26 protein-coding genes are annotated in these 21,996 nt (G+C 67.1%); 1 reads left to right on the forward strand and 25 read right to left on the reverse strand.

The genetic code is table 11. From position 1 onward, the window contains the following. Window positions 1–94: 94 nt before the first annotated feature. The 22 genes from FGF80_RS12045 to FGF80_RS12150 form a co-directional block, all read right to left on the reverse strand. Window positions 95–802, reverse strand: coding sequence for a TOBE domain-containing protein (locus tag FGF80_RS12045; RefSeq protein ID WP_006186538.1), 708 nt, complete (start codon window positions 800–802; stop codon window positions 95–97). A gap of 63 nt (window positions 803–865) precedes the next feature. Beyond that, a complete protein-coding gene (locus tag FGF80_RS12050; RefSeq protein WP_138654242.1) occupies window positions 866–1,669 on the reverse strand; it encodes an ATP-binding cassette domain-containing protein in 804 nt (267 codons plus the stop codon). A gap of 49 nt (window positions 1,670–1,718) precedes the next feature. Further along, the gene (locus tag FGF80_RS12055) at window positions 1,719–2,390 is read right to left on the reverse strand and encodes an ABC transporter permease (RefSeq protein ID WP_006186536.1); all 672 of its coding nucleotides are present in this window, start codon (window positions 2,388–2,390) and stop codon (window positions 1,719–1,721) included. A 36-nt stretch (window positions 2,391–2,426) separates the two neighbouring features. Continuing rightward, window positions 2,427–3,344 carry a substrate-binding domain-containing protein gene (locus FGF80_RS12060; protein WP_138654244.1) on the reverse strand — a complete coding sequence of 306 codons (918 nt, stop codon included), beginning with the start codon at window positions 3,342–3,344 and terminating at the stop codon, window positions 2,427–2,429. Window positions 3,345–3,644: 300 nt separating this feature from the next. Further along, the gene (locus tag FGF80_RS12065) at window positions 3,645–4,496 is read right to left on the reverse strand and encodes a hypothetical protein (protein ID WP_175417028.1); all 852 of its coding nucleotides are present in this window, start codon (window positions 4,494–4,496) and stop codon (window positions 3,645–3,647) included. A gap of 69 nt (window positions 4,497–4,565) precedes the next feature. Next, a complete protein-coding gene (locus FGF80_RS12070; RefSeq protein ID WP_175417029.1) occupies window positions 4,566–5,309 on the reverse strand; it encodes a hypothetical protein in 744 nt (247 codons plus the stop codon). A 29-nt stretch (window positions 5,310–5,338) separates the two neighbouring features. Further along, window positions 5,339–5,782: a hypothetical protein gene (locus tag FGF80_RS12075; protein WP_138654246.1), complete on the reverse strand. Its 444-nt coding sequence runs from the start codon at window positions 5,780–5,782 to the stop codon at window positions 5,339–5,341. Then, the gene (locus FGF80_RS12080) at window positions 5,779–6,867 is read right to left on the reverse strand and encodes a hypothetical protein (RefSeq protein WP_138654248.1); all 1,089 of its coding nucleotides are present in this window, start codon (window positions 6,865–6,867) and stop codon (window positions 5,779–5,781) included. The genes FGF80_RS12075 and FGF80_RS12080 overlap by 4 nt, the downstream gene beginning before the upstream one ends. A gap of 103 nt (window positions 6,868–6,970) precedes the next feature. Then, entirely contained in the window at window positions 6,971–8,248 is a 1,278-nt protein-coding gene (locus tag FGF80_RS12085) for an outer membrane protein assembly factor BamB family protein (RefSeq protein ID WP_138654250.1), read from the reverse strand. Window positions 8,249–8,250: 2 nt separating this feature from the next. After that, window positions 8,251–8,622 carry a DUF3209 family protein gene (locus FGF80_RS12090; RefSeq protein WP_138654252.1) on the reverse strand — a complete coding sequence of 124 codons (372 nt, stop codon included), beginning with the start codon at window positions 8,620–8,622 and terminating at the stop codon, window positions 8,251–8,253. Window positions 8,623–8,665: 43 nt separating this feature from the next. After that, window positions 8,666–9,898 carry a CbiX/SirB N-terminal domain-containing protein gene (locus FGF80_RS12095; RefSeq protein ID WP_138654254.1) on the reverse strand — a complete coding sequence of 411 codons (1,233 nt, stop codon included), beginning with the start codon at window positions 9,896–9,898 and terminating at the stop codon, window positions 8,666–8,668. 31 nt (window positions 9,899–9,929) lie between these two features. After that, window positions 9,930–10,622: a hypothetical protein gene (locus FGF80_RS12100; RefSeq protein WP_006186527.1), complete on the reverse strand. Its 693-nt coding sequence runs from the start codon at window positions 10,620–10,622 to the stop codon at window positions 9,930–9,932. Continuing rightward, window positions 10,619–10,885, reverse strand: a complete 267-nt coding sequence (locus FGF80_RS12105) for a ferredoxin (RefSeq protein ID WP_006186526.1) — start codon at window positions 10,883–10,885, stop codon at window positions 10,619–10,621. Before FGF80_RS12105 ends, FGF80_RS12100 begins: the two co-directional genes overlap by 4 nt. A 37-nt stretch (window positions 10,886–10,922) precedes the next feature. Next, on the reverse strand, window positions 10,923–11,957 hold the full coding sequence (gene cobJ, locus FGF80_RS12110) for a precorrin-3B C(17)-methyltransferase (RefSeq protein WP_138654256.1): 1,035 nt from the start codon (window positions 11,955–11,957) through the stop codon (window positions 10,923–10,925). Between the two features lie 18 nt (window positions 11,958–11,975). Beyond that, a complete protein-coding gene (locus tag FGF80_RS12115; RefSeq protein WP_138654258.1) occupies window positions 11,976–12,872 on the reverse strand; it encodes a precorrin-3B C(17)-methyltransferase in 897 nt (298 codons plus the stop codon). After that, window positions 12,869–13,858, reverse strand: a complete 990-nt coding sequence (gene cbiG, locus FGF80_RS12120) for a cobalt-precorrin 5A hydrolase (protein WP_006186522.1) — start codon at window positions 13,856–13,858, stop codon at window positions 12,869–12,871. Before cbiG ends, FGF80_RS12115 begins: the two co-directional genes overlap by 4 nt. Window positions 13,859–13,861: 3 nt before the next feature. After that, window positions 13,862–14,782, reverse strand: coding sequence for a cobalt-precorrin-4/precorrin-4 C(11)-methyltransferase (locus FGF80_RS12125; RefSeq protein ID WP_138654260.1), 921 nt, complete (start codon window positions 14,780–14,782; stop codon window positions 13,862–13,864). Next, complete coding sequence (locus FGF80_RS12130) at window positions 14,779–15,585, reverse strand: cobalt-factor II C(20)-methyltransferase (RefSeq protein ID WP_138654262.1); 807 nt, start codon at window positions 15,583–15,585, stop codon at window positions 14,779–14,781. Before FGF80_RS12130 ends, FGF80_RS12125 begins: the two co-directional genes overlap by 4 nt. Then, window positions 15,582–16,196: a precorrin-6Y C5,15-methyltransferase (decarboxylating) subunit CbiT gene (gene cbiT / locus FGF80_RS12135; RefSeq protein ID WP_049908179.1), complete on the reverse strand. Its 615-nt coding sequence runs from the start codon at window positions 16,194–16,196 to the stop codon at window positions 15,582–15,584. Before cbiT ends, FGF80_RS12130 begins: the two co-directional genes overlap by 4 nt. Window positions 16,197–16,423: 227 nt before the next feature. Next, window positions 16,424–17,206: a 3-oxoacyl-ACP reductase family protein gene (locus FGF80_RS12140; RefSeq protein ID WP_006186517.1), complete on the reverse strand. Its 783-nt coding sequence runs from the start codon at window positions 17,204–17,206 to the stop codon at window positions 16,424–16,426. 259 nt (window positions 17,207–17,465) lie between these two features. Further along, complete coding sequence (locus FGF80_RS19610) at window positions 17,466–17,816, reverse strand: hypothetical protein (RefSeq protein ID WP_238705283.1); 351 nt, start codon at window positions 17,814–17,816, stop codon at window positions 17,466–17,468. Between the two features lie 80 nt (window positions 17,817–17,896). Beyond that, on the reverse strand, window positions 17,897–19,213 hold the full coding sequence (locus FGF80_RS12150) for a cobyrinic acid a,c-diamide synthase (RefSeq protein ID WP_138654264.1): 1,317 nt from the start codon (window positions 19,211–19,213) through the stop codon (window positions 17,897–17,899). A gap of 423 nt (window positions 19,214–19,636) precedes the next feature. Here FGF80_RS12150 and FGF80_RS19225 point away from each other — a divergent pair, with 423 nt between their 5' ends. Next, the gene (locus FGF80_RS19225) at window positions 19,637–19,804 is read left to right on the forward strand and encodes a hypothetical protein (protein WP_006186512.1); all 168 of its coding nucleotides are present in this window, start codon (window positions 19,637–19,639) and stop codon (window positions 19,802–19,804) included. Window positions 19,805–19,832: 28 nt separating this feature from the next. Here the strand turns inward: FGF80_RS19225 and FGF80_RS19785 are convergent, their stop codons facing one another. The 3 genes from FGF80_RS19785 to FGF80_RS12165 all read right to left on the reverse strand — a co-directional run bounded on the left by FGF80_RS19785 (window position 19,833) and on the right by FGF80_RS12165 (window position 21,988). Continuing rightward, window positions 19,833–19,967: a hypothetical protein gene (locus FGF80_RS19785; protein WP_006186511.1), complete on the reverse strand. Its 135-nt coding sequence runs from the start codon at window positions 19,965–19,967 to the stop codon at window positions 19,833–19,835. 372 nt (window positions 19,968–20,339) lie between these two features. Then, the gene (locus FGF80_RS12160) at window positions 20,340–21,242 is read right to left on the reverse strand and encodes a cobalt-precorrin-7 (C(5))-methyltransferase (protein WP_138654266.1); all 903 of its coding nucleotides are present in this window, start codon (window positions 21,240–21,242) and stop codon (window positions 20,340–20,342) included. Then, a complete protein-coding gene (locus tag FGF80_RS12165) occupies window positions 21,239–21,988 on the reverse strand; it encodes a precorrin-8X methylmutase (protein WP_138654268.1) in 750 nt (249 codons plus the stop codon). The genes FGF80_RS12160 and FGF80_RS12165 overlap by 4 nt, the downstream gene beginning before the upstream one ends. Window positions 21,989–21,996 lie beyond the last annotated feature (8 nt).

The following is a 21,996-nucleotide window of genomic DNA, read 5'->3' on the forward strand; positions in this document are numbered from 1 at the left end:
TCGAGAAAGGGTTATGGCTCGGAACGGTGACGGACACCGCGGGTCCCATATGGTCACCGAACGCGGGTTCGTTCGTCCCCTCGCCGTCCGTCGCTCACTCTTCGGTCCGCTCGTCCCTCGCGACGCCCCGCGCTGCCGTCGCCTTCACCGAAGCGACGATCGACCGCCCCGGCTCGAGTCCCAGGGCCGCGACGCTCCGCCGCGTAACCAGCGCCACGAGGTCGCTCCCCTCGTCGCCGTCCGCGAGCGTGACGCCCACTCTCGCGACCGCGTCGCCGGTCTCGAGCCACGAGACGGTCCCCGGAAACCGGTTCCGGACGCTCGTCCCCTCGGCTCGAGGGACATCCCTCGGCGCGTGCAAACTGACCGCGTCGGAGCGGATCGTCACGGACGCGGTGGCGGCGTCGGTCGGGACGACAGCCAGCACATCGCCGGCACCGGTTTCGACGGTCGCGAGTTCACCGTCGCGGTCGACGACCGGTCCCGTGAGCACCGTCTCGTCAACGCGTGCGACGCCCTCGTAGGCCGCGACCAGCCGATCGAACCGCGCCAGCAGGTCCCTGGCGGTCCCCGTCAGGGAACTCCCGCCGCCGTCGGCCCCGCCCCGGGTCCGCTCGACTAACGGTCCGGCCGCCGCCTCGAGTTCGACCACCCGCTGCTGGAGGCGCGGGTACGACCGTTCGAGGGCCGCCGCCGCACCCGACAGCGAGCCACGATCGTCGATCGCGCGTAACATCGCGACATCGCTGCGGTCGATGCTTACGTCGTCGATCCGTAGGTAGGGGTCGAACTCCTTTTCCATGGGTATCGGTCGCCGGTGGGAGCCCCGTCGAGGCCGACGGGGGTCTCGAGTCCCCCTTCGCGGTCAGACGAGAAGTTCGTTGTCATCGTACAGCAGATCGCCGCGGACGAACCGCGCGGTCCGTTCGTCCCGTGGGTCCTCGAACACCCGCTCGGGCGGGCCGATCTCGATCAGTTCGCCGTCGAGCAGGAAGGCGACCCGATCCGAGACCCGCTCGGCCTGGTGCATGTCGTGGGTCGCGAGCAACACGCCGTGATCGCGGTCGCGTGCCTGCGCGATCGCCCGCTCGAGGATGGCCGTGTTCCGCGGGTCGAGATCGGACGTCGGCTCGTCGAGGACGAGCAGTTCCGGGCGGGGTGCGAGCGCGCGGGCGAACGACACCCGCTGGGCCTCCCCGCCCGACAGCGACGCCGCGTCCCGGTCCCACTCGTCCCCGAGACCGACGAGTTCGAGCGCCTCGAGCGTCCGATCGTCGACCGTCGGCGACCCGTGAATCCAGCGGGCCGCGAGCCGCTCGGCGAAGCCCCGGAGCCGGCTGGCCCACGGCCGGCGAATCCGCCGTCCGGCGTCGACGTTGCGCGCCACCGAGGTCCCGAACAGGCTCGCCTGCTGGAAGACGACCCCGATTCGCCGCCGGAGCGCGAGGCGATCGTCTCGCGGGAGCGACCACGGCTCCGTCCCGTCACAGCGGACCGCGCCGTCGGACGGTCGCTCGAATAAGGCGGCCAGCCGCAAGAGCGTCGACTTGCCGGCTCCCGACGGGCCGATCACCGTCACGACTTCGCCCGCGCCGACGGTCAGCGAGATGTCGGTCAGAATTGGCGTCCCGTCGACGCCGTAAGACGCACACTCGAGCTCGAAGTTCATGGCCGTCTCACCGTGATCGTGGTCGGGGCGACGGGGTGCGCTCGCACGGTCATCGGCCCCCGAGCCGCAGGACGATCCCGTTGACGAGCAACACGAGGACGAGCAACACGGCACCGAGGACCAGCGCCGTCTCGAACTCGCCTTTCCGGACCTCGAACTGGATCGCGGTCGTCAGGGTCCGGGTTTTCGAGGTCCCGTCGGCGTAGGCGATGTTGCCGCCCACGATGAGGACGGAGCCGACCTCGCTGATCGCGCGGCCGAAGCCCGCGAGAATACCGGTGATGACGCCGTATCGTGCCTCCTTGAGCGTAATGAGGGCGACGTCCGCTCGAGTCCCGCCGATCCCGTAGGCTGCGTCTCGAACGGCATCGTCGACGCTCTCGACCGCCGAGAGGGCGACGCCGGTGATCACCGGTGTGGCGAGCACGAGTTGCGAGATGATCATGGCCTCCGGCGTATAGATGAGGTTCAGCGTTCCCAGCGGGCCTCGATTCGAAAGGACGTACCAGACGAGGAGCCCAACGACGACGCTCGGAAACCCCATGCCAGTGTTGATGACGGCCGTGACGAACCGCTTTCCCCGGAAGTCCGCGAACCCGACGGCGAAGGCGATCGGGAGGCTCACGGCGGTGCTCAGCAGGATTGCGAACAGACTGACCGTCAGCGATAGCCGGATAACGCTTCGGAGGTAGGTCGGATCGGAGAGGGCATCGATTGGCATTGGTAAGTCCCCGGAGGCGGTCGGGTGGCGGCTACGTCACTCGTCCGCGGAGTCCGGCTGCCATCCCTCCGGAACGTACTGCTGGAAGTTCGGTTCCGCGGACAGCGCCTCTGGATAGAACAACTGCTCCCCGTTTGCCGTAAACTCCGCGATGATCTCCTGTCCCTTGGGGCTCGTCACGAAGCCGATGTAGGTCATCGCGAGCTGGTAGTTGACGTTCGAGTGAATCTCGGGATTGACCGCCATGATCCCGTACGGGTTCGCGAGCAACTCCGGCCCGTCCTCGATCGGGCCTTGAACCAGAATCTCGAGGTCGATGTCGTCCCGCGAGAGGTACGTCCCCCGATCCGCGAGCGTGTAGGCTCCGGCCTCGTTGGCGTGGGTCAGCGTCTCGCCCATCCCCTGGCCGAGGCTCCGATACCACTCGCCGCCGGGTTCGTTGTCCGCGTGCTCCCAAATGACGAGCTCTTTCGTGTGTGTCCCGGACTCGTCTCCGCGAGAGACGAACGGCGCGTGCGCACTCGCGATGGCGTCGAAGGCGGCCGCCGCCCCCTCGGTGTCGCTTGCACCCGCCGGATCGTCGCTCGGACCGACGATCACGAAATCGTTGAACATCAGGTCCCGCCGGTTGACGCCATACCCCTCCTGCATGAACTCGTCCTCGCGCGACCGGGCGTGGACCAGAATGACATCGGCGTTCCCGTCTCGAGCCGAGCGGATCGCGGCTCCCGTCCCTTCCGCGTTGGCCGCAACGCGCGTCCCGAAGCGCTCCTCGAACGCTACGTTGATCTCGTCGAGCAGTCCCGTCGCTTCCGTGCTGGTCGTCGTCGCGAGCGCGAGTTCCTCCCCGGCGATCGATCCCTCGCCCTCGGCGTCCGATCCGAGGCAGCCCCCGACGGCCGCGGCGATCCCCGCCGCACCCGCTCCGAGTAGCGCCCGCCGTCGATATTCCATCTATGGAACAACGATGGAATACAGTGGGATAAACGTACCGCCCAAGGAACCCGTCGATGGTTACGAACCGCTCTCGAGGACCCACTGCGGGCGAACGCGTAATGGGATTCGGTTACCCGCCACCGCGATCACGACGTTCTGGACGCACCGTCCTCGTCGAGGAACGGGTGAAATCCCGGCGTCGCCGCCAACATCGGATCGATGTCTGCGAGTAATTCGCCGCGTTGCTGATCGTCGCGACGCAGGGTCCTGGCTCGTTCGGTGTCGACTCCGCTTCGATCGACGATTCGAACCGATCCGCTACCCGTGCTTGTCCGGCATCGTCGAGTGACGCGTGACCCCGCGCATGTCCGCCCGCTCGGACGGGGGCGGTGCCATCGTCGAATGGCGACTCGGACCGCCCGCCGTTCCGTGCGCCCAGTCACCGCCGAGCCCCGATCCCAGAACCCCCTCGTCTTCCGCTTCGTCCGCCGTTTCTTCCTCGTCCGCCACTTCCGTTTCGTCCGCTGCTTCTTCGGTACCACCTTCGTCCGCGGATCGAGCGTCGGCAGCCGTCCCGTCGGCCGCCGACGTGTCGCTGCGGGCGGGTCCCTCACTCGCGGATTCGAGTCGGTCTCTGAGTTGCACGACATCGTCGCCGAACCGCTCGACGGAGGACCGCATCGACGAGCGGAGCCGATCCCCGAGGTCGTCGGCCGTCTCCGCCGCCGCGTCGCCTCCGGATGCCGCCGTGTCCGCATCCGCTGTGGTGTCCGCGTCCGTCCTCGCGGATGCCTCCCGGTCACCGATCGTCCCCCGAAGGCCGTCGGCGGTCGCCTCGAGATCGCGGTCGTTCGCCCGGTCGGCAAGTTTCGCGAGGTGAAGCAACCGCTGCAGGTCCTCGAGGTTCTCCTGGTCGCCCCGGGCGATGGCCTCCGGAATCGACTCCGGTTCGGTTCCGTCCGCGAGCGTGTCCAGCCCCACCGCTGCGAGCAGGGCGTCGGGGTCGGCCGTCTCGAGTAGCTCGTTTGCTTCCGCGGCGGCCTCGAGCAGGGTCGTCTCGGGGGACTCGTCCCCGTCAGCCGAGCCGTCGTCGGCGATGATCGCGGTGCTCGACGCGGCGGCCTGGTTCAATACCTCGTCCACTCGATCCCGTCGTTGTGCGTCGGTCATAGCTGTCACCTGGTGTGACTACACCGGCGTCGGTCCCGCGATCCGTGGTTGGGGGCGCGTGTCGGTCGACTACTCGGCTGCTGCCTCGGCTTCTGACTCCGAATCCGAGTCATCGCCCTCCTCGTCGATCACTGCCTCGATGATCGCGTCGGTCATCTCCTCCCGGCTGAGGTTCGCCTTTACGCCGACGTCCTTCGCGACCGACTGCAAGTCGCTGTAGGACATCACTCCGAGGAAGTCCTCGAGGGTGTCCCTCCTGTGGTCCGCGACGTCATCCATCGACGGCTCCGCCTCGGTCTCATCGGGCGCATCGCCTTCATCGTCGGCGTCGCTCTCGGACACGTCCTCCTCGGGTGCCGCCCGCGCATCGCTCTCCGCCTCGTCTTCCGCAGGTTCGTCGCGTCCGTCGCCGCCGATGCTATCGAGGACCCCCTCGGCGCTGCTGCCGTCGGTCACGCTCCTGGCTACCGACTCGAGCGAATCGCGACCCGTGATCTCCGAGACCGAATCCCCGAGCGCGTCCCGAATCGCCGCCGCTAATTCGGTTCTGATCTCGCCGAGGTCGTTCCCCTCGTCGACGCCTTCGGCGATCGTCTCGTGGACTTCTCGGCCGACCGCCGCCCCGACTTCCCGTCCGAACTGTTCGCCGAACTGTCGACCGACCGCTGCGCCGACCTCGCCGCCGTCGATGCCGTCCTCGATGGACCCGTCGCCGAGCATATCTGCGGCGTCGAGTTGATTGCTCACCTCGTTGGCCACCATCCCCTTCAGTCCGGACCCGTCACTCACGGCGACCACCTCGAGCCGGGTCATCGAACGAGAGCGTGTGTTGCATCACAATATTACTCCTCGGCCGCCTGTTCCGAGTCTTCGTCCGCCGATGCTTCGCCTTCCTCGCCCGATTCGGCGTCGTCTTGGGCCTCGCCTTCGCCGCTCCCGTCGTCCCCCTCGGTCTCGGGCTCGTCCGCTTCGGTAGCCTCTTCGTCCGCTTTCGCACCTTCCGCAGCCGTTTCCGTGCCCTCCTCGGCAGCCTCCTCGCCTTCTGCCTCGTCCTCGTCGCCGGAACTGAGCAGTTCGTCGACGACCATGTTCCCGATCGTTCGACCGAGGGATTCGCCGATCGCTCGCCCGAGGATCGCGCCGATCTGTCCGCCAAGCACCTCTCCGAGTGGCTTGCCCCCGTCGATCTCCTCTTCCCACTGGGTCCCCTCGACCAGCTCGTCGACGTCGACGTTTTCGGTGATCTTCTCGGTATCGATCCGCTGTGTGAGTGAATCGTCGCTCATGATGATGCCTCCGCCTGTGACGGCTCCGCCTGTCCGCCGGCCTCTTCCTCACGCTCCGGCTCGAGCCGTTCGATCAACTGTTCGATGACTTCGCTGACGATCATCGCCACGATCTCCTCGGTCGGGAAGCTGGGAACGAGCCCGGACAGCTTCCCGCTGAGCCAGCTGGCCACTCTGGAGATGCGGCCCGGCGTCTCGTCGCCCTCGCTCGGTTCCGCTTCCCCGTCGTCGGCTGCTGCTGGTTTCGCTTCCTCGGCGTCCGGTTCGTCAGTTTCCGCCGGCTCGCCAGTATCACCGCCAAAGCGTCCACTGAGCCACGCCCTCGGCTTGCCGAGTGCGCTACTGAGCCACTCTCTGGGCTTGCCAAGCACGTTGCTGAGCAGTTCTTTTGGCTTGCTAACCAGGGAACTGAGCACCTCTTTTGGGTCGCCCAGTAGCGACTGGACCTTGTCCAGCACGGCACCGGGGCCGTCGAGAAGTCCCGTGACTGCCGACAACACGTTCCCGAGCAGGTTGTTCCCGCCGGGCCGCGCCGAGACGTCGAGCGTGACCGGATTCAGGTTCACCTCGAGGCCGAGCAAATCCAGGAAGAGGCCGTCGAGATCGAGGTGGAGGACGCCGGCCGTTTCGTCGCCCTGATAGACGTCGTCGGCGTCTTCGACGTGGTACTCGTCCTCCTCGCCGTCCGCGTCCGCCCCGTCCGTTGCAGTTTCGTCGTCGCCCTCTCCCACCTCAGCTTCCGTTTCGTCCTCGCTCTCCCCGTCCGTGACTTCCGCTTCTTCCTCGGCGTCTCCTTTTTCCTCCTCGTCTTCGCTTTCGACTGCCCCTTCGGATTCGTCGTCCCCTCCCTGGACCTCCTCGCTTTCGGCAGGGTCCGTCTCCCCCTCCCCGGGGGCCACGTCGGCGTCGCTCGCGTCCTCGGGCTGGTCGTCGACCTCATCCATCCCCGCCTGTCCGCCGTCGGTTATCACCCGGGGTGGCGGTCCCGTCGTCCGCCCAGTTTCGTCGAGACGGCTCGAGGAGCGTTCGACCCGCCCGGGATCCGAACGCACCTCGCGACCGTCGCGTGCAGAACTCGCGGTCATTATACGGGAACACGGACGCTCGTGAGCGTTGTGGGGGTTGGCCTTGCGTATGCGACTAGCCAACGCGCCGGCGAACCGTTCCGAAAACGACCGATCGACGACGCTACTCGAGCGAGCCGGCCCAGAGTGCGTACTCGCCGCGCGTCTCGCCGTCGTCGTGGTATGCAACGGGCTCCTCGATGGCTACGACCGTGCCGTCCTCGACAGCGGCCGCCGTCGCGATTCCCGCGAACCGCTCGTACCCGCCCGCGCCGGACTCGAGGTCGTACCAGCGGACGGCGTGGGTGCTCGGGTCGCGAACGCGGAAGTTCTGGGCGCAGGGAGCGACGAATCGTCCCCCGTCGGCGGCGAGGCCATGGACGAAGCCCCGAACCTCGTCGTCCCATAGGTGGTCACCGTCGGCGTCGAACACGGCGACCCGGTGTTCGTTCGGATGGCGATGCTCCGTCTCGCGGCTCTCGATCGCATAGGTGTTGCCGGTCACGAACGCCACGCGGCCGTCGTCCGCGTAGGTGTGGTTCGGATAGGCGTACAGCGTCTCGTCGTCCCGTTCGGTCTCGACTGCGAGGTCGACCCGCCAGCGCTCGGCACCACCGGGACCCAACAGGTAGCCGCGTTTGTCGCCGTGACTCGAGACGGCGATCGAGTCCCCGTCGAACGATAGGTCGCCGACGCGGCGGTCGCCTTCGGTCCCGGGGTCCCAGGTCCACTCGAGGTCGCCCGACTCGGGGTCGAGGACGACGAGACCGGTGTCGTGGTCGCCCAGACAGCGGTTGTAGCCGACCGCGAGGCGCTCGCCGTCGGCGTCGAGATCGAGCGCGATGGGCGAAGCGTCGGTCTCGTAGGTCCAGCAGACAGCGCCGTCGGCATCGAACGCGTAGACCGTGCTGTGCCACCGTCGGATCTCGCCGTCCCGCTCGTAGCGCCGCGCAGCGGCGTAGAGCCGCTCGTCGCCGTCGGCGTCGGGTCCCGTCTCGCAGGCGACGACGTAGGGCAGGTAGAAGACGGTGTCTTTGACGGCCTCGCCGACGTCGTCGACGGTGTCGTAGCGCCACCGTCGGTCGCCGGTCTCGGCGTCGTAGGCCGCGATCGTCCCCGTCCGGCCGCGGCCCGCGACGACGATCGTATCACTCGCCGGGAGCGACGCGATCCCGACCGCGTGATCCGGATGGGCGGCCGACCAGCGGGTCTCGAGCGAGTCGACATCGCGGGCGGTGACGGTGCCGTCCCACTCGCCGGTGACGACGAGATCGCCGGCGGCGGCGAAGCCGACCGCGGATCGGTTCCACATGTGACGGCTCCGGGCGGTTTCGATCTCGCCGAGCGGAACCGACCGGAACTCGAGGGCGTCCTCGCGTTCGGTATCGGCAGTTTCGGCCATCGTTACTCCTCGATCGGGAACGTCTCGTGGAGGGTGTCGTGAGCGTCGCCGAGCCCATCGACGATGCTCTCGCCTTGCGCGTGCAGTCGCTGGACCGCCCGCTCGGCGTCGCGGACCGCGAGCAGTCGCCCCCGCGTGTAGTCGTACTCGGGGTCGTCGCTGTCCATCGATGCGACCTCCTCCTCCAGATCGACCAACGCCGCGTCCAGATGGCGTTCTACTTCGGCGAGGCTATCCGCCTCCGAGAGGCCCTTGATCGGCCCCTCCAGGTGGCCCTCGAGTTCCTTCTCCGCGTGATCGCGGGTGCTGTCGTCCCCGACGCCGAGGACGTTCATCAGTCCGAGTCGTAGTGCTTCGATTTCGTGGCAGCTCATGGGTTGCTGTATGATGTGTCGAATTCGTGTGTTTCGGTCAGCGTTACAGCGTCTGATCGACGAGTTCGCTCACGATACGGTCCCGATCGAGGTGGTCGCCGACGATCCGTTCGGCGTCATCGTCCTCGACGCCGCCGTACCAGATTCCGTCGGGGTAGACCGCGACCATCGGCCCGTCGCCGCACCGACCCAGACAGGACGACCGCGTGATGCGGGCGTCGCAGTGGTCGGAGTCCCGCACCGCCTGGCGCAGGCGTTCGAGGACCGCCGGCGACCCCATCTTGGCACAGGTCTGGTTGGTACAGACGGCCACGTGCTTTTCCGGGGCGTCGTGGCTGTCGGGTTCCTCGTCGATGTCGTCGCGGTCGGCGTGGGCCTCCTGATGGGCCAGCGCACGGAGCATGGCCCGCGCCCCGCCGACGTCCTCCTCGTAGCCCTCGAGATCGACCTTGTACTTGCACGTGTCACAGGACATCTCCACGCTCTCCGTGCGGGCCTCCTGCCAGCGGTCGGCGAAGACGTCCAGCAGCCGCGAGTCCGTTCCGAGCGGATCGCCGGCCAGCGCGTCGACGTAGGGATAGTCCGCGTCGAACTCCGCCGTCCAGTCGCGGACCCGCTGGGTGAGGACGCCGTCGCCGAGCATGTACGGCAGGACGACGACCGCGTCGGGACGGTGTTTCGAGAGTCCGTGGAGCGTCTCCTCGAGCGTCGGTTCGGTGACGCCGATGAACGACGCCTCCACGCGGTCGAACTCGCGACCCTCGTAGAGCAGTCGGGCCAGCTTGTGCACGTCGCCGTTGGCGTCCGGGTCGCTCGAGCCCCGGCCACAGACGACGACGGCCACGTCGTCGGTCGCCCGATCGACGCCGAGGTCGGCCTCGACCGCGGCGGCGCGGTCGTCAAGCAGGTCCAGAATCGCGGGATGGACACCCAGATGCGCGCCGTTGTTGATCTCCAAATCGTGTTCGGCGCGGGCCTGCTCGATCGCCAGCGGGACGTCGTTTTTGACGTGGCTCGCGGCGAACAGCGAGCAGTGGACGACCGTTACCTGCGACGTGACGGCCGCGAGTCCCGCGAAGGCCTCGTCGATCGCCGGCTCGGCGAGTTCGAGGAACGCGGCGTCGACCGGTATCCCGAGTCGGGACTCGAGGTCGGCAGCCAGTTCGCGGACCTGTTCGTTGGACTTCTCGCGTCGGGAGCCGTGGCCGATCAGGAGGACGGCCTCGTCGTCGAATCCGGCTGTCGGTGCGGGCGTGGTCTGGTCGGGTGTGCTCATCGGTATCGTGGGGTGTCGATCTGTCGGGTGGTTACTCGTCGTACGCCTCGGCCTGCTCGAGGCTCCGCTCCAATTTGCGACGGCGGCTCGGCGCGAACAGCCCCGTTTCGTCGCAGTTCTCGTAGAGCCACGCGCCGAAGTCGGGCGCGGCGTCGTCGTCGACGCCGAACCAGTAGCCCCCGGCGGACGTCTCCGACAGCTCCCCCATCGGGGCATCGACCGGGCACTCGGCGATCAGTTCCCGTGCGAGTTCGAGCAGGTCCGCGTCGTCGTGGACGAACGAGATGCCCACCGTGCCGCTCGAGGATTTGAAGCAGACGGTGCCACAGCCCTCGAGCAGTCCGCGGAGCAGTTCCCGGTCGTAGTTCGAGAACGCGCCGAACCGGTAGTTCCCGCGGCCGTCGACGGGGAGCCCGAGTGTACCGCTACGGCCGAGGAGGCCCGAGTCGTCGTCACCGTCGATCGAGAGCGTGTACTCGTCTTCCGTCCGCGTAATCGACGTATCGTGGGCGTACTCGCGGCTGGTCGTGTCGTGCTCGAGGTCGCCCCCGGCGACGGCGGCCAGCACCTGTGCGGACGCCTCGTCGTTGGCGACGATCTCGATGCCGTCGTCCGAGACGTCGCCGCTGCCGGCGACGTGGCCCCAAAAGTACGCGGTCGCGGCGTGGCCGGCCAGCGGGTCCGACGGAACCTCGATCTCGGTCGCGGATTCCGCGTCGCTCATTCGCCCACCTCCTCGACGACGATCGCGTCCGTCGGACAGGCCGCGGCGGCCTGCCGGGCTTCGTCGATTCGGTCGTCGTCGAACGTCGCGACGACGCGCTCGGCATTGTCGGTGACCTCGCCCTCGCAGTCGTAGACCGGGTCCGCGCCGGGATCGATCGTCGCGAGACCGTCCCCGCCCTCGACGAAGCGCGGGTCGCGGGTCAAACAGGCGAAGATGCCGTCGCAGGCGTCTTTCTCGATCGTAACTTCGTATCGTGACATTGGTGAATTGCGGCTGGTCGGCGGTCGGTCGAACTGGTCAGTAGTCGTACTTCGTCTCGTAGCCACGCGGCGTGACCATCCGGTCGTCCCAGACGTAGGTGTCCTCGTTGCCGACGACGATCGTCGTCGTCATGTCGATGATCTCGTCCTCGCCTAACTCCTCGAGTTCGCCGAGTTCGGTGATCATCACCTGCTCGTCCTCGCGGCCGGCACCGTGGACGATGCCGACGGGCGTGTCCTCGTCGCGGTGAGCCAGCAGGATCTCGCAGGCCTTCTCGAAGTTCTCCCGGCGCTTGCGGCTCCACGGGTTGTAGATCGTGATCGTGAAGCTCTCCTTGGCCGCGGAGTGGAGCCGCGACTCGATCTCCGGCATCGGGACGAGGTGGTCCGACAGCGAGATCGAGACGGTGTCGTTGACCAGCGGTGCGCCCAGTCGGGCCGCACAGGACTGGGCCGCCGGGACGCCCGGCACGGCCTCGAAGTCGACCATCGACGCCGTCGCGCCCTTGGACTCGAGGATCTCGAGTGCCAGCCCGCCCAGCGCGTAGACGTTGGGGTCGCCGCTGCCGACGATGGCGACATCGTTGCCCGCCAACGCGCGGTCGATGGCTTCCTCGGTGCGGGAGACTTCGCCGCACATCGGCGTGTCGTACAGTTCGTCGGCTTCCTCGGTGATCTCGTCGGGAATGAGGTCGATGTAGGTCGTGTAGCCGACGATATGCTCGGCCTCGAGCAGCGCCGACTTCGCGCGGTCGGTCATCCCCTCCGGATGGCCAGGGCCGAGGCCGACGGCGCTCAGTTTGCCGGGATCGGCGTCGAAGTCGTCGACGGTGGAGCCGACCTCCTTCTCGTTCGAACTGTCGTCGTCGGAACTCGAGGCCCCGCAACTACTCGAAGACGAGGAGTTCGAGGACGCCCCGCACTTCGAGCTACTCGAGTCGTCGCTGCCGCTCGATGCGCCACAGCTACTCGAGCGGTCGGTGCTCGCCTCGCTGGTGCTCTCGCTGCTCGAGGAGGCTCCGCAGTTGGAACTCGATTCGGCGTCGGCGTCCGCGTTAGTGTCCGTACTCATGGTTGTGTAGTATCGATCTCAGAAGTCGTCGACGTCACGCCCGCCGCGCGGGGTGACGAGGTACGTTCGGTCGTCGTTGCGCCAGGTCTCGGTCTCGTGGTTGCCGATGATCAGCGAGGTGCCCATCCCGGAGACCTTGTCGTCGTGGTCGACGGCCTCGCCCAGCGTCGTAATGTGTTTGCTCTCGCCGTTTCGGCCCGCATCCGCGCGGCCCGCGTCGTTGACGATGGCCACGTAAGCGTCGTCGGTCCGTTCCTCGCGGACGATCTCGACGGCCTTCTCGTAGTTGCGCCAGCAGTTGTAGAGGACGATCACGAAGTCACTGACCGCGGCCGCGCGCAGTTTCTCCTCGATCTCGTCCCAGCCGCGCCACTTGTCCGACAGCGAGACCGTACAGAAGTCGTTGCACAGCGGCGCGCCGACGTTCGCCGACCCGCCGAGCGCCGCGGTGATGCCGGGGACGATCTCGATCGGAATATCCGTCGCGTCGTCCTCCTCGGCCATCTTGAATATCAGGTCGGACTTACCGTAGACCGACGGATCGCCGCCCGAGACGTGGGCCACGTCCTTTCCATCGCGGACGTGGTCGAACGCCGCGCGGGCGAGTTCGATCTGTCGGCCCATCGTCGAGCGAACGATCTGCTGCTCGAAGCCGTCCTCGCGGGTTGCAATGCCGTCCTCGTCGGTTTCCTCCTCCGGCAGCAGGGTGCCGTCGTCGCGCAGGAACTCCTGATAGAGGCTCGAGGCGATGACGACGTCCGCGGTCTCGATGACCTCCTTCGCCCGCTTGGTCATGTGGTCGGGCAGCCCGGGGCCGATGCCGACGACGTAGAGTGTGCCGTGGCCGTCGGGCGTGCCGCCGGCCGTCGCGTCCGCAGACGTCTCCGTCTCGGCGACTTCGTCGCCCGAACTCATCGACCGATCGCCACCGTGACCTCGTTTTCGTAACTCAACTTCTCGAGGAGCAGTTCCTGCTCGGCCCCGCCCGCAATCGCACTCGCTTCGGAGACGCCCGGCCAGCCGATCAGCTCCTTCGACTTCGAGGGCGTCGGGCCCTCGTGCTCGAGCAGGGTCTCCTTGTCGAAGGCGACGACGCCGAGATCGAGTTCCTGCGCGGCCTCGAGCAGCCCTTCCTCGTCTTCTTTCCGGGTCGCGGTCCCGACGAACTCCACGTCGTCGATATCGTAGTCCGTCCGCTCGAGGGCTTCCTCCCACGCCGCGAGGAAGGCCTCCTTGCTGGCCCCCGAAACGCTACCGGTCCCCAGGACGACGCCGTCGTCCTTGTTCCGTTTGAGGACCGTCACGTCGTCACCGACGAGGACGGCCTTCGGCCCGTCGAGTCGGGCGACGGGGCCGAGGTTCTCGTCCAGTACGGCGAGGTTCGTCTTGACCGTCGAGTCGCCGTTGACGACGTGAGTGTCCATGGCCTTCGCGCGGGACTCGACGCCCTGCTTGCCCGCGGCCTCGCTCGCGGTTGTCATCGCCGGGACAGCGCCCATCGTCGCCAGGTCCTGTGCGACTTGATTCGCGCCGTGGTGGCCGCCCGTGATCGGGATCGCCCACGTCAGTTCCTCGTCGACGACGCAGATCGCGGGGTCCTCCCACTTGTCATCGAGCAGGTGGGCCGTCTTCCGCATCGCGATACCCGACGCCATCAGCCCGATGAAACAGTCGTACTCGCCCCAGTGCTCCTCGAAGACGTCGCCGTGGTACTCGATGATGTCGATCGCCTCGTAGCGATCGCCGATCTCGGCTTTGATCTCCTCGGCGGTGTCCATCTTCCGGCCGAAGGAGATGATCGCGATCTCCTCGGCGACCTCGCCGTCCGAATCCGCCGTCGAACAGTGGCCGCCGTCGGAATCCGACTCGTCGTTCGCGTTGTCAGCGTTGTCCGTACTCATGTGTCAGTCGTCTCCCGCTTGCGTTTCGTTCGCCTGTGCGTCCGATTCGTCCGCGTCGCTCGAGTCGGGGCCGCGGTCGGCCCAGTCGCCGTAGAGGAACGAGCGCTCGTAGCCCGCGCCAGTCACGGCGTCGCCGATAACGACCAGCGCCGAGGCGCGATAGCCCGCCTCCTCGACCTTGTCGGCGATGTCGCCGATCGAGCCGACGATGACGTCCTCGTCCGGCCACGAGGCGTGGTAGATCACCGCGACCGGCGTCTCGGGGTCGTGGTCGTCCTCGAGCAGCCGGTCCATCGTGTCCCGGACCGCGTGGGTCCCCAGATAGATGCAGGTCGTCACGTCACCCATCTCGACGAAGTCGGAGATGTGGTCCTCCTCGGGCGTCAGGGTCTTGCCCTGCGGCCGGGTGAACGCGACGTGGTTCGAGACCTCGTTGAGCGTCAGCTGCGTCCGCAGCGTCGCGCTGGCTGCGAAGGCCGACGTGACGCCCGGGACGAAATGCGTCGGCACGCCCTCGTGTTCCAGCGCGTCCATCTGTTCCAAGGCGGCACCGTAGATCGCGGGGTCGCCGCTGTGCAGGCGGACCACGTTTCGGCCCTCCTCGTAGGCATCCCGCATCAGCGGGATCAGCTCCTCTAAGTCCTTCCCGACTGAGTTCACCAGTTCGGCGTGGGCACAGTACTCGTCCAACAGTTCGCTGTTGACCAGCGAGCCGGCGTGGACGACGAGGTCGGCCTCCTCGAGCAGTTCCTTCCCGGCGACGGTTAGCAGCCGCGGGTTGCCCGGGCCGGCACCGACGAAGGGAATTCCGGCCTGTTCGTCGCCGGCGCTGTGCTCGAAGATCCGGTCGTCCAGTTCTTCGCGGCGCCGTTCGCCCTGCGAATCGATCGCGTCCTGTGGGTCGTTCCCAGTTTCGTCGGTCATCGGTGGCCTCCACGGTCGCCGCCGTCACGACCCTCGGCGCGCTCGCTGGCTCGTCGCTCTCCACCGTCAGTCACCGGCTCCCCGTCCGCGGTCGTCTCGTCCGCCCCAGTCTCCTCGTCGGTCTCGAACGCCGCCGTCGCCTGCTCGACCTCGAGACCCTCCTTCTCGGCGTAGGCGAGCGTGTAATAATCGCGCTCGTCGATATCGTCGGGGTCGTCGGTGACGATCGTGTCGCCCTGCTCCATGAACAGCCGGCGGCCGTATGTCACGTCGTAGCCGGCCTCGACGAGGCCCTCGTGGGTGGCCGGCGCGTCGGTGACCTTGAACAGGATCATCCGGTCCGGGCCGGTCGGGCTGTGGCCGGCGGCGGCCTCTCGCAAGGAGAGCCCCGCGCCGGCTTCGATTTCGACTCCCATCGCGGTCGCAAACGCCGTCACGGCGCTCACGCCGGGGACGATCTCGAGGTCTACGTCGGAGTGGAAAGCGTCGATCGTCCGGCGCAGGTGGCCGAACGTCGAGTAAACGTTCGGATCGCCCAGCGTGACGAAGGCGACATCGCCGTCCCGTGCGTTCGGGGCGATCTCCGCGGCGGCCTCCTTCCACGCCGTTCGCAGTTTCTCCTCGTCTTTCGTCATCGGGAAGTCCAGATCCCCGATCTTCGACTCGTCGACGTGTTTCAGCGCGACCGTCCGCGACAGGCGGCCCGGGGAGTAGACCACGTCTGCGTTCTCGAGAACGTCCTTCCCGCGAACCGTGACGAGATCGGCCTCGCCGGGACCGAGTCCGACGCCGTACAGCGTCATTGGGCAGTGCTCCCTCCGTCGGCGGCGACGGTCTCGCCGTCGCCTTCGTCAGTCTCCTCGTCGGGCGTCGCACTCCCGACCAGCATGTAGACCGGGTTGTCCGAGTTGAAACTCGTCGCCCCGGCGAGTTCGTAGCCGTGGCTCACCTGAAACTGGACGACCTCCTCGAGAATGTCGCGCTCGCGGAAGGCCTTCGTGGCTTGGCCAGCGACCTCGAGCCGCGAGACGTTCATCACGACGCGGTCGATTTCGGTGTCGACGGCGTGGTCGAGGACGGCTTCGAAATTCCGACTGCCGCCCAGAAAGAGCGCGTCAGCATCGTCGGGCAGTCCGTCTGGCGCTTCCGCGTTGCGTAGGTCGACATCGGCGCGTACCGACGCCTCGTTCGCGGCGAGGTTCCGCTCCGTCGTCTCGAGTCGCTCGGGTTTCCGCTCGACGGCGGTCACTCGCCCGGCTCGCTGTGCGGCTTCGATGGTGACGGCCCCCGTACAGGAGCCGACCTCCGCGAAGTGGTCGTCCGGCTCGAGCGCGAGCTTCGAGCGGACAACGGCCCGGACCTCGGACTTCGTCGGGCCGGCCTTCGCGTCGTGTGGAAGCGCGATGGGTGGCATCATCCGTTGGAACAGAGTCCGTCCCTAAAACAATTTTGTTTGGGGTAGAACAACTGCGATTGCCCACATTGGATTGGAGTAAAACAACGAGAATTGTCGAACGCGAGCGGACTGTCAGTTCGGCCCAAACGGTATATCACGCTGCGTCGGTTGCTACTTCGAACCGGAAAAGCCGCGAAACGGAAGCGTAGCTAAGGGGTGGCTCCAGTCGGGTTAACAGCGATTCGTTACCACTCCAGCCCGCCGTTGATGCCCAGCACCTGCCCGGTCATGTACTCCGCCTGATCGCCGGCGAGAAAGCGGACCATGCCGACGATGTCCGCGGGGTCGGCGAACCGGCCCAGCGGGATCTCCTCGCGGAGCTTGTCCTGTACTCGGTCGGGAACCTGCTCGAGCATCTCCGTTTCGGTAAACCCCGGTGCGACGCAGTTGGCCGTGGAGCCGTGGCTGGCGAGTTCCAGCGCCAACGTCCGCGTAAAGGCAAATAGGCCGCCCTTCGAGGTCGCGTAATTCGCCTGGCCGTAGTTGCCCTGCTGGCCGACGACGCTCGAGATGTTGATGAGTCGGCCGTGGTCGGACGTCTTGATGTCCTCGTAGAACGCGTTCGTACAGTTGAACGTCCCGTTCAGGTTAATATCGATGACCGTCTGCCAGTCCTCGTAGGTCATCTCCTCGAACGTGCGATCGATGGTGATCCCCGCGTTGTTGACGAGCACGTCGATTTCGCCGAGTTCCTCGCGGACTTCCGCTGCCATCCGCTCGACCGCCGCCGGGTCCGAGACATCCGCCTGTACAGGGACGGCCGTGTCGCCGTTCTCCGTGATCGTCTCGGTGACTTCGCGCGCCAATTCATCGGACGAGCGATAGTTCACGGCTACGTCGGCCCCGCAGCGGGCGAGTTCGAACGCGATTTCGCGACCGATGCCCCGGGAGGACCCCGTCACGAGACAGGTGCGATCGGTCAGTGGACGACGCGACAGCGGTTCGAGACGCTGAACTGTTTCCGACATACGAGGGCTGCTACCACGAACATCGTGTTAAATACTTGTTCGGTTCGCATCGAGATCAACACCACTCGAGGAGCGCGAGCGGCACGACGACTCCGCGGAATCGGTCACCCGCTCGCGTTTCACCATGATCGTCCCGGCCGCGATATCGCCGAGTCGCTGGCCGTAGTCGGTCGTGGCGGCGACGATGGCACCGAGGGGAGACCTGCCAGGAGGCACCCGAGTGGGAGCAGTGCCGGAGCGGAGAACGCGAGCAGCGCGATCACGACCAGTCGATTCCGGTCGCCACGAGTCGGCGGCGGAGCACCGTTCCGGCCGGTTCCATGTTCAGCCGAACATCGGCATCGTCGCGGTCGAGGACTGCGTTCGGCTCGAGGACCTCTCCCGACGCGCGCCAGTGCGGTTCGAAGACGTCCGCCGTCAGTAATCCGTGTTCGGACGCACGCTCGACCATTCCTGGCAGGTGTTTGGACCCGGTCGCGAGACAGACTCGATCGTAGTCGTTGGCCGTCCCAGCGCGGCGACCGCCGCGAGCATCGCCTCGTTGCGTGCCTCGAGCGTGCTCCTGCTGAGGAGGTCCCCCGTCCCAGATAGAGCAGGACGACGCTTCCAACGGTATCGGATAGGACAGCGAGCGGATGACGGTCGACCTCGTGGACCGGCCGCTCCCCTGCCACCGAGCGCTGCGGGTCGTCACCGGCCGAGACGCGCGAGGAACCGATCGAACGCCCCGCTTTCCGCGTGAACGTGGACGTACGTACCGAGCGACTCGTACTCGGTCAGGCCGTCGTGATCCCCGTCGATGCCGTCGCCACGAACCGTCTCGAAGGCGAAGCGAGCGTCGCCGTCGACGTCGGCGCTCGAGTAGTGGAACTCGTGGCCGCGAATCGTCTCCCCGGCAGCCGCGGTCAGCGTTCCCTCGGTGGCCTCGAGTTCGACGTGATCGAGCGCCTGATAGCGGTCGTGCATGGTCACGTCCGCGGGGAGGATTCCGGCCAACTCGTGGCGCTCGCCCTCGGCCGTCGTCAGCGACTGACTCATAGCCATCAGGCCCCCGCACTCTCCCAGTACGGGCAGTCCGTCGCTGGCCCGTTCGCCGAGTGCGTCCAGTGTGCCGGCCGACTCGAGTGCGTCGGCGTGGAGTTCCGGATAGCCGCCGGGCAGATAGACCCCGTCGCAGTCGGGGACGGAATCGCCGGCGACCGGCGAGAACGTGACCAGTTCGGCCCGTTCGCGGAAGCACTCGATCGTCGCCGGATACCGGAAACAAAAGGCGGTATCGCTGGCAACGGCGACGGTGGCGTCGGCCGGATCAGCCGGGTCGACAGCGGGTGACGGAGCGTCGGGAGCCGATGGTTCGCTCGCGACGGCGGCGAGCCGTTCGGCCGCGAGCGACTCGGCGGCCTCCCGTAGTGCCGCCTTCGGCAGCGCCGCTTCCCCTCCCATCTCGAGGCCCAGATGTCGATCCGGAATCTCGAGGTCGTCGTTCGGCGGGATTCGGCCGAAGAACGCCATGTCGTCGGGCAGGGCGTCCCGAATCCCCTGCTCGTGGCGACCGCCGTGGGCGCGCTGGGCGACGACGCCGGCGACCTCGATGTCGCGACCGATGGTGTCGGCGTACTCGCGGAAGCCGAGGGCGGTCGCCGCGACGCTTTCCATCCCGGCTTTCGCGTCGACCACGAGAACGACCGGGAGGTTGAGGGCTTCGGCGACCATGGCGGTGCTCGAGCCGTCGCCGTCGTACAGGCCCATCACGCCCTCGATGACACAGATGTCGCCCTCACCGCGGCGGTAATTTCGTCGGAGGCCGTCTTCCCCCTCGAGCCACGAGTCCAGCGTGCGGGACGGCCGACCCGCGATCGCCTCGTGGTGGCTCGGATCGATGAAGTCCGGCCCCGCCTTGGCGGGCTGGACCTCGTGGCCGGCGTCTGCGAGTGCCTGAACGATCGACAGTGTCGCAACGGTCTTCCCGACGCCGGAGCTGACGCCGCCGAGGACGAATCCATTCATGGTCCGTATCCCGTGTTCCGACCCGCTGCTCCGGCGAGCCGTTCGTCTCGGGTCGACGTCTCGAGGTCGTTCATCACTACGATTGAATTAGAACAACTGAACTTGAATCCATCGGTGGCATCGGCCGGTCAGAGCACCGCTCGTGGCAGCGATGATACACCCTGATCGGGGGCAACCCCAGGACGGAGGGCCAGCGGCACCCAAGCGACGGACCCTCATATCCGATACAAAAACCGTGTTTTGGAAATCGGGTTACAAAACATCGCTTTGGCGATTGTGTTAGGAGTACGCTTGATGGCGGGCTGTCCGTCGTCGAGACGCAGCGACTCCGAGTCGTCGGCAGTCCGGAACGCCCTCGAGTGACGGGGTCAGACCACCGACGACCTTAAGCGCTCGAGTCGGTTACGACCCGCCGCTCGAACTATGAACGACCAGAACGGGAGCGACACCGAACGCCACCTTCGCGAGGCGCTTCGACACCTGGGTGAGGCACGAGATGCCGACGACCTCAGGAAGACCAACGCCGTCGCGCTCGAGGAAGTATCGAACACCGTCTCATCGGTGTTGCGGGAGTACGAAGGCCACGAGTGACGGCCGTACTGGTCCGGCAGGGGGATCGTCACCAGAGACCGGGAACGAGGCGATACGGCGTTCGGTTCGCATACGCTTCGGAGGGTGCGCCCAATTGTTCCCGCAGGACGCGCCCTTCGACGCGGATGCGATAGCCGTAGCCGGTCAGGCCGGCGAGAGCCACAGTGTGATCCCGATCCAGAACGCGGCCGGCGGACGTGGGAGTTCCGGAGCGGGCATCACTTCGGGAAGGAGTGCAGCGCCAAAAGTACCGCCAGAGATGGCGACGGCGATCGCGAGTTTCGATCCCCGACCCTGCGAAGCAGTGGCTCTACCGCGAGACCGAAATCCGACGCTCAGGTCCGATACGGCCCAGACAGCGAGCGCCCCGATGAAGACGTACAGGTACGGCCGTTGCGAATAGAACGGCATCGCTGTATGCGCGAGTCGGTTCCCAATAATTGTTTCCAAACTGTCTATTTCGGACGATTCAACCCCGTACGAGAACGGTGGAGGGCCGCTCGAGTATCGTTCGAAACGCGGATGCTACACCTGCCTATTCCTCGGCGACCGGCTGCCGAACCGCGAGCACGACCAGATCGGAGAACGGCGTGTCGTCTGTCCCGTTCCCGCCAGCGTGCTCTGCCAGTTCCGCAAGCGTGAACCGATGGGTCTGCTCGTCGTCGTGGGTCAGCTTCTCGAGCACCAGCACCTCGAGTTCGGGGTCGGCACCCTCCTCGAGCAGGAAGGCCGCGATGTCGCCGGGCATCCGGTCGTACGGCCGCGGGAGCACGAGCAGGTGCCGTTCGTCGACCGTGGCCGCGGCGGCGAGGCGGTCCATGTCCGACTCGAGGTCGCCGCTCTTGTGCAGCGTGACGAACTCGGTGTCCTCCATCGGCGTCCGGGCACGGCTCGCCGCCATCTGGATCGCGGAGATGCCGGGAACGACGCGAACCGGAACGTCGGAATCGTGCTCTTGGACCGTGTCCTGTACTTTGCCGACGAACTGGTAGCCCGAGTGATTGGGGTCGCCCATCGCGACGGCGGTCCCCGACTCGCCGGCGGCGACGCGCTCGCCGAACTCCTCGAGCGCTTCGGCCTCGTCCTTGTAGCCGCAGGTCAGCAGGTCGGCGTCCGTCTTGTCCTCGACAAACTCGACGACCGTCGTGAAGCCGACGACGACATCGGCCTCGCGGATCGCCCGTTCGCCACGGGGCGTGAGATACTCGGGGTTTCCGGGGCCGACGCCGACGGCGTAGACTGGATCGTCGGCCGCTCCGGCGGTTTCACCGTCCTCTCGCGGGCTCTGCCCGCTCGAGTGGTCCGCGGAACGTCGTTCCGCGCTACCTTCGCCGCGCTGCCCCTGCGGCGCAGCGCCCTCGTCGATGTCGGGCTCCGCCGCTGCCGCCGCGAACGTCGCCGGGTCCGGCCCCGAATCGAGGTCGTACTCGCCGCTCATCGGTTCCGGCCGTCCGCGGCCCGGGTTTCGGCGTCGAGCTCGAGGTCGATCTCGTCGGTCCGGACGTCTTTCGCGACGTGGATCAGTTCGTTCGTCAGCGCAGCGGCGAGGCCGCTCCCGCCGCGGCGACCGACGTGGGTGATCGCCGGCACGCCGAACTCCTCGCTGACCTCGCGAATTCGCCCGCGGCTCTCCTCGGCCTTGACGAAGCCGACCGGGTTCGCGACGACGACCGCCGGCCGGGTCCCCTGCTCGATGCAGTCCGCAAGCGCCAATGCGGCCGTCGGCGCGTTCCCGATCGTGACGATCGATCCCTCGAAGGCGTCTTCCTTGTCCAGCTCGAGCATCGCCGCAGCGGTCCGGGTCATCCCGGTCTCGGCGGCGAGTTCCTTCCCGTGACCGATGGCTTTCGAGACTTCGCAGTCGTGGCCCCGGCCCGTGACGCCGGCTTTCACCATCGTGATATCGGTGAAGATGTCGGCCTCCTCGAGGACGGCCCGCGCGCCGGCCCGGACCGGCGCGTCCTCGTCGTCACCGATCTCGTCGCCGCCGGTGAACTCGATCAGGTGCTGGAACTCGATGTCGCCCATCGAGTGGACCGACTTCTGGCGCACCCGGTCGGCCAGCGTCTCGTCGGGCGTGAACCCCCGGACGATGTCCATGCTCGTCTCCGCGATGTCCATCGCGTTCTGCGTCGTTGCTCCCAGATCGGCGTACTCCTCCTCGAACTCTTGGCTGTCGCTCATTTGGTATC

The sequence above is a fragment of the Natrinema pallidum genome (genome assembly GCF_005890195.1).
GTDB classification, from domain to species: domain Archaea; phylum Halobacteriota; class Halobacteria; order Halobacteriales; family Natrialbaceae; genus Natrinema; species Natrinema pallidum.

What these genes read in the sequence shown, in the direction of transcription:
- FGF80_RS12045 (WP_006186538.1), bottom strand. Translation starts at nt 802, where the DNA reads ATGGAAAAGGAGTTCGACCCCTACCTACGGATCGACGACGTAAGCATC.
- FGF80_RS12050 (WP_138654242.1), bottom strand. Translation starts at nt 1,669, where the DNA reads ATGAACTTCGAGCTCGAGTGTGCGTCTTACGGCGTCGACGGGACGCCA.
- FGF80_RS12055 (WP_006186536.1), bottom strand. Translation starts at nt 2,390, where the DNA reads ATGCCAATCGATGCCCTCTCCGATCCGACCTACCTCCGAAGCGTTATC.
- FGF80_RS12060 (WP_138654244.1), bottom strand. Translation starts at nt 3,344, where the DNA reads ATGGAATATCGACGGCGGGCGCTACTCGGAGCGGGTGCGGCGGGGATC.
- FGF80_RS12065 (WP_175417028.1), bottom strand. Translation starts at nt 4,496, where the DNA reads ATGACCGACGCACAACGACGGGATCGAGTGGACGAGGTATTGAACCAG.
- FGF80_RS12070 (WP_175417029.1), bottom strand. Translation starts at nt 5,309, where the DNA reads ATGACCCGGCTCGAGGTGGTCGCCGTGAGTGACGGGTCCGGACTGAAG.
- FGF80_RS12075 (WP_138654246.1), bottom strand. Translation starts at nt 5,782, where the DNA reads ATGAGCGACGATTCACTCACACAGCGGATCGATACCGAGAAGATCACC.
- FGF80_RS12080 (WP_138654248.1), bottom strand. Translation starts at nt 6,867, where the DNA reads ATGACCGCGAGTTCTGCACGCGACGGTCGCGAGGTGCGTTCGGATCCC.
- FGF80_RS12085 (WP_138654250.1), bottom strand. Translation starts at nt 8,248, where the DNA reads ATGGCCGAAACTGCCGATACCGAACGCGAGGACGCCCTCGAGTTCCGG.
- FGF80_RS12090 (WP_138654252.1), bottom strand. Translation starts at nt 8,622, where the DNA reads ATGAGCTGCCACGAAATCGAAGCACTACGACTCGGACTGATGAACGTC.
- FGF80_RS12095 (WP_138654254.1), bottom strand. Translation starts at nt 9,898, where the DNA reads ATGAGCACACCCGACCAGACCACGCCCGCACCGACAGCCGGATTCGAC.
- FGF80_RS12100 (WP_006186527.1), bottom strand. Translation starts at nt 10,622, where the DNA reads ATGAGCGACGCGGAATCCGCGACCGAGATCGAGGTTCCGTCGGACCCG.
- FGF80_RS12105 (WP_006186526.1), bottom strand. Translation starts at nt 10,885, where the DNA reads ATGTCACGATACGAAGTTACGATCGAGAAAGACGCCTGCGACGGCATC.
- cobJ (WP_138654256.1), bottom strand. Translation starts at nt 11,957, where the DNA reads ATGAGTACGGACACTAACGCGGACGCCGACGCCGAATCGAGTTCCAAC.
- FGF80_RS12115 (WP_138654258.1), bottom strand. Translation starts at nt 12,872, where the DNA reads ATGAGTTCGGGCGACGAAGTCGCCGAGACGGAGACGTCTGCGGACGCG.
- cbiG (WP_006186522.1), bottom strand. Translation starts at nt 13,858, where the DNA reads ATGAGTACGGACAACGCTGACAACGCGAACGACGAGTCGGATTCCGAC.
- FGF80_RS12125 (WP_138654260.1), bottom strand. Translation starts at nt 14,782, where the DNA reads ATGACCGACGAAACTGGGAACGACCCACAGGACGCGATCGATTCGCAG.
- FGF80_RS12130 (WP_138654262.1), bottom strand. Translation starts at nt 15,585, where the DNA reads ATGACGCTGTACGGCGTCGGACTCGGTCCCGGCGAGGCCGATCTCGTC.
- cbiT (WP_049908179.1), bottom strand. Translation starts at nt 16,196, where the DNA reads ATGCCACCCATCGCGCTTCCACACGACGCGAAGGCCGGCCCGACGAAG.
- FGF80_RS12140 (WP_006186517.1), bottom strand. Translation starts at nt 17,206, where the DNA reads ATGTCGGAAACAGTTCAGCGTCTCGAACCGCTGTCGCGTCGTCCACTG.
- FGF80_RS12150 (WP_138654264.1), bottom strand. Translation starts at nt 19,213, where the DNA reads ATGAATGGATTCGTCCTCGGCGGCGTCAGCTCCGGCGTCGGGAAGACC.
- FGF80_RS19225 (WP_006186512.1), top strand. Translation starts at nt 19,637, where the DNA reads ATGAACGACCAGAACGGGAGCGACACCGAACGCCACCTTCGCGAGGCG.
- FGF80_RS12160 (WP_138654266.1), bottom strand. Translation starts at nt 21,242, where the DNA reads ATGAGCGGCGAGTACGACCTCGATTCGGGGCCGGACCCGGCGACGTTC.
- FGF80_RS12165 (WP_138654268.1), bottom strand. Translation starts at nt 21,988, where the DNA reads ATGAGCGACAGCCAAGAGTTCGAGGAGGAGTACGCCGATCTGGGAGCA.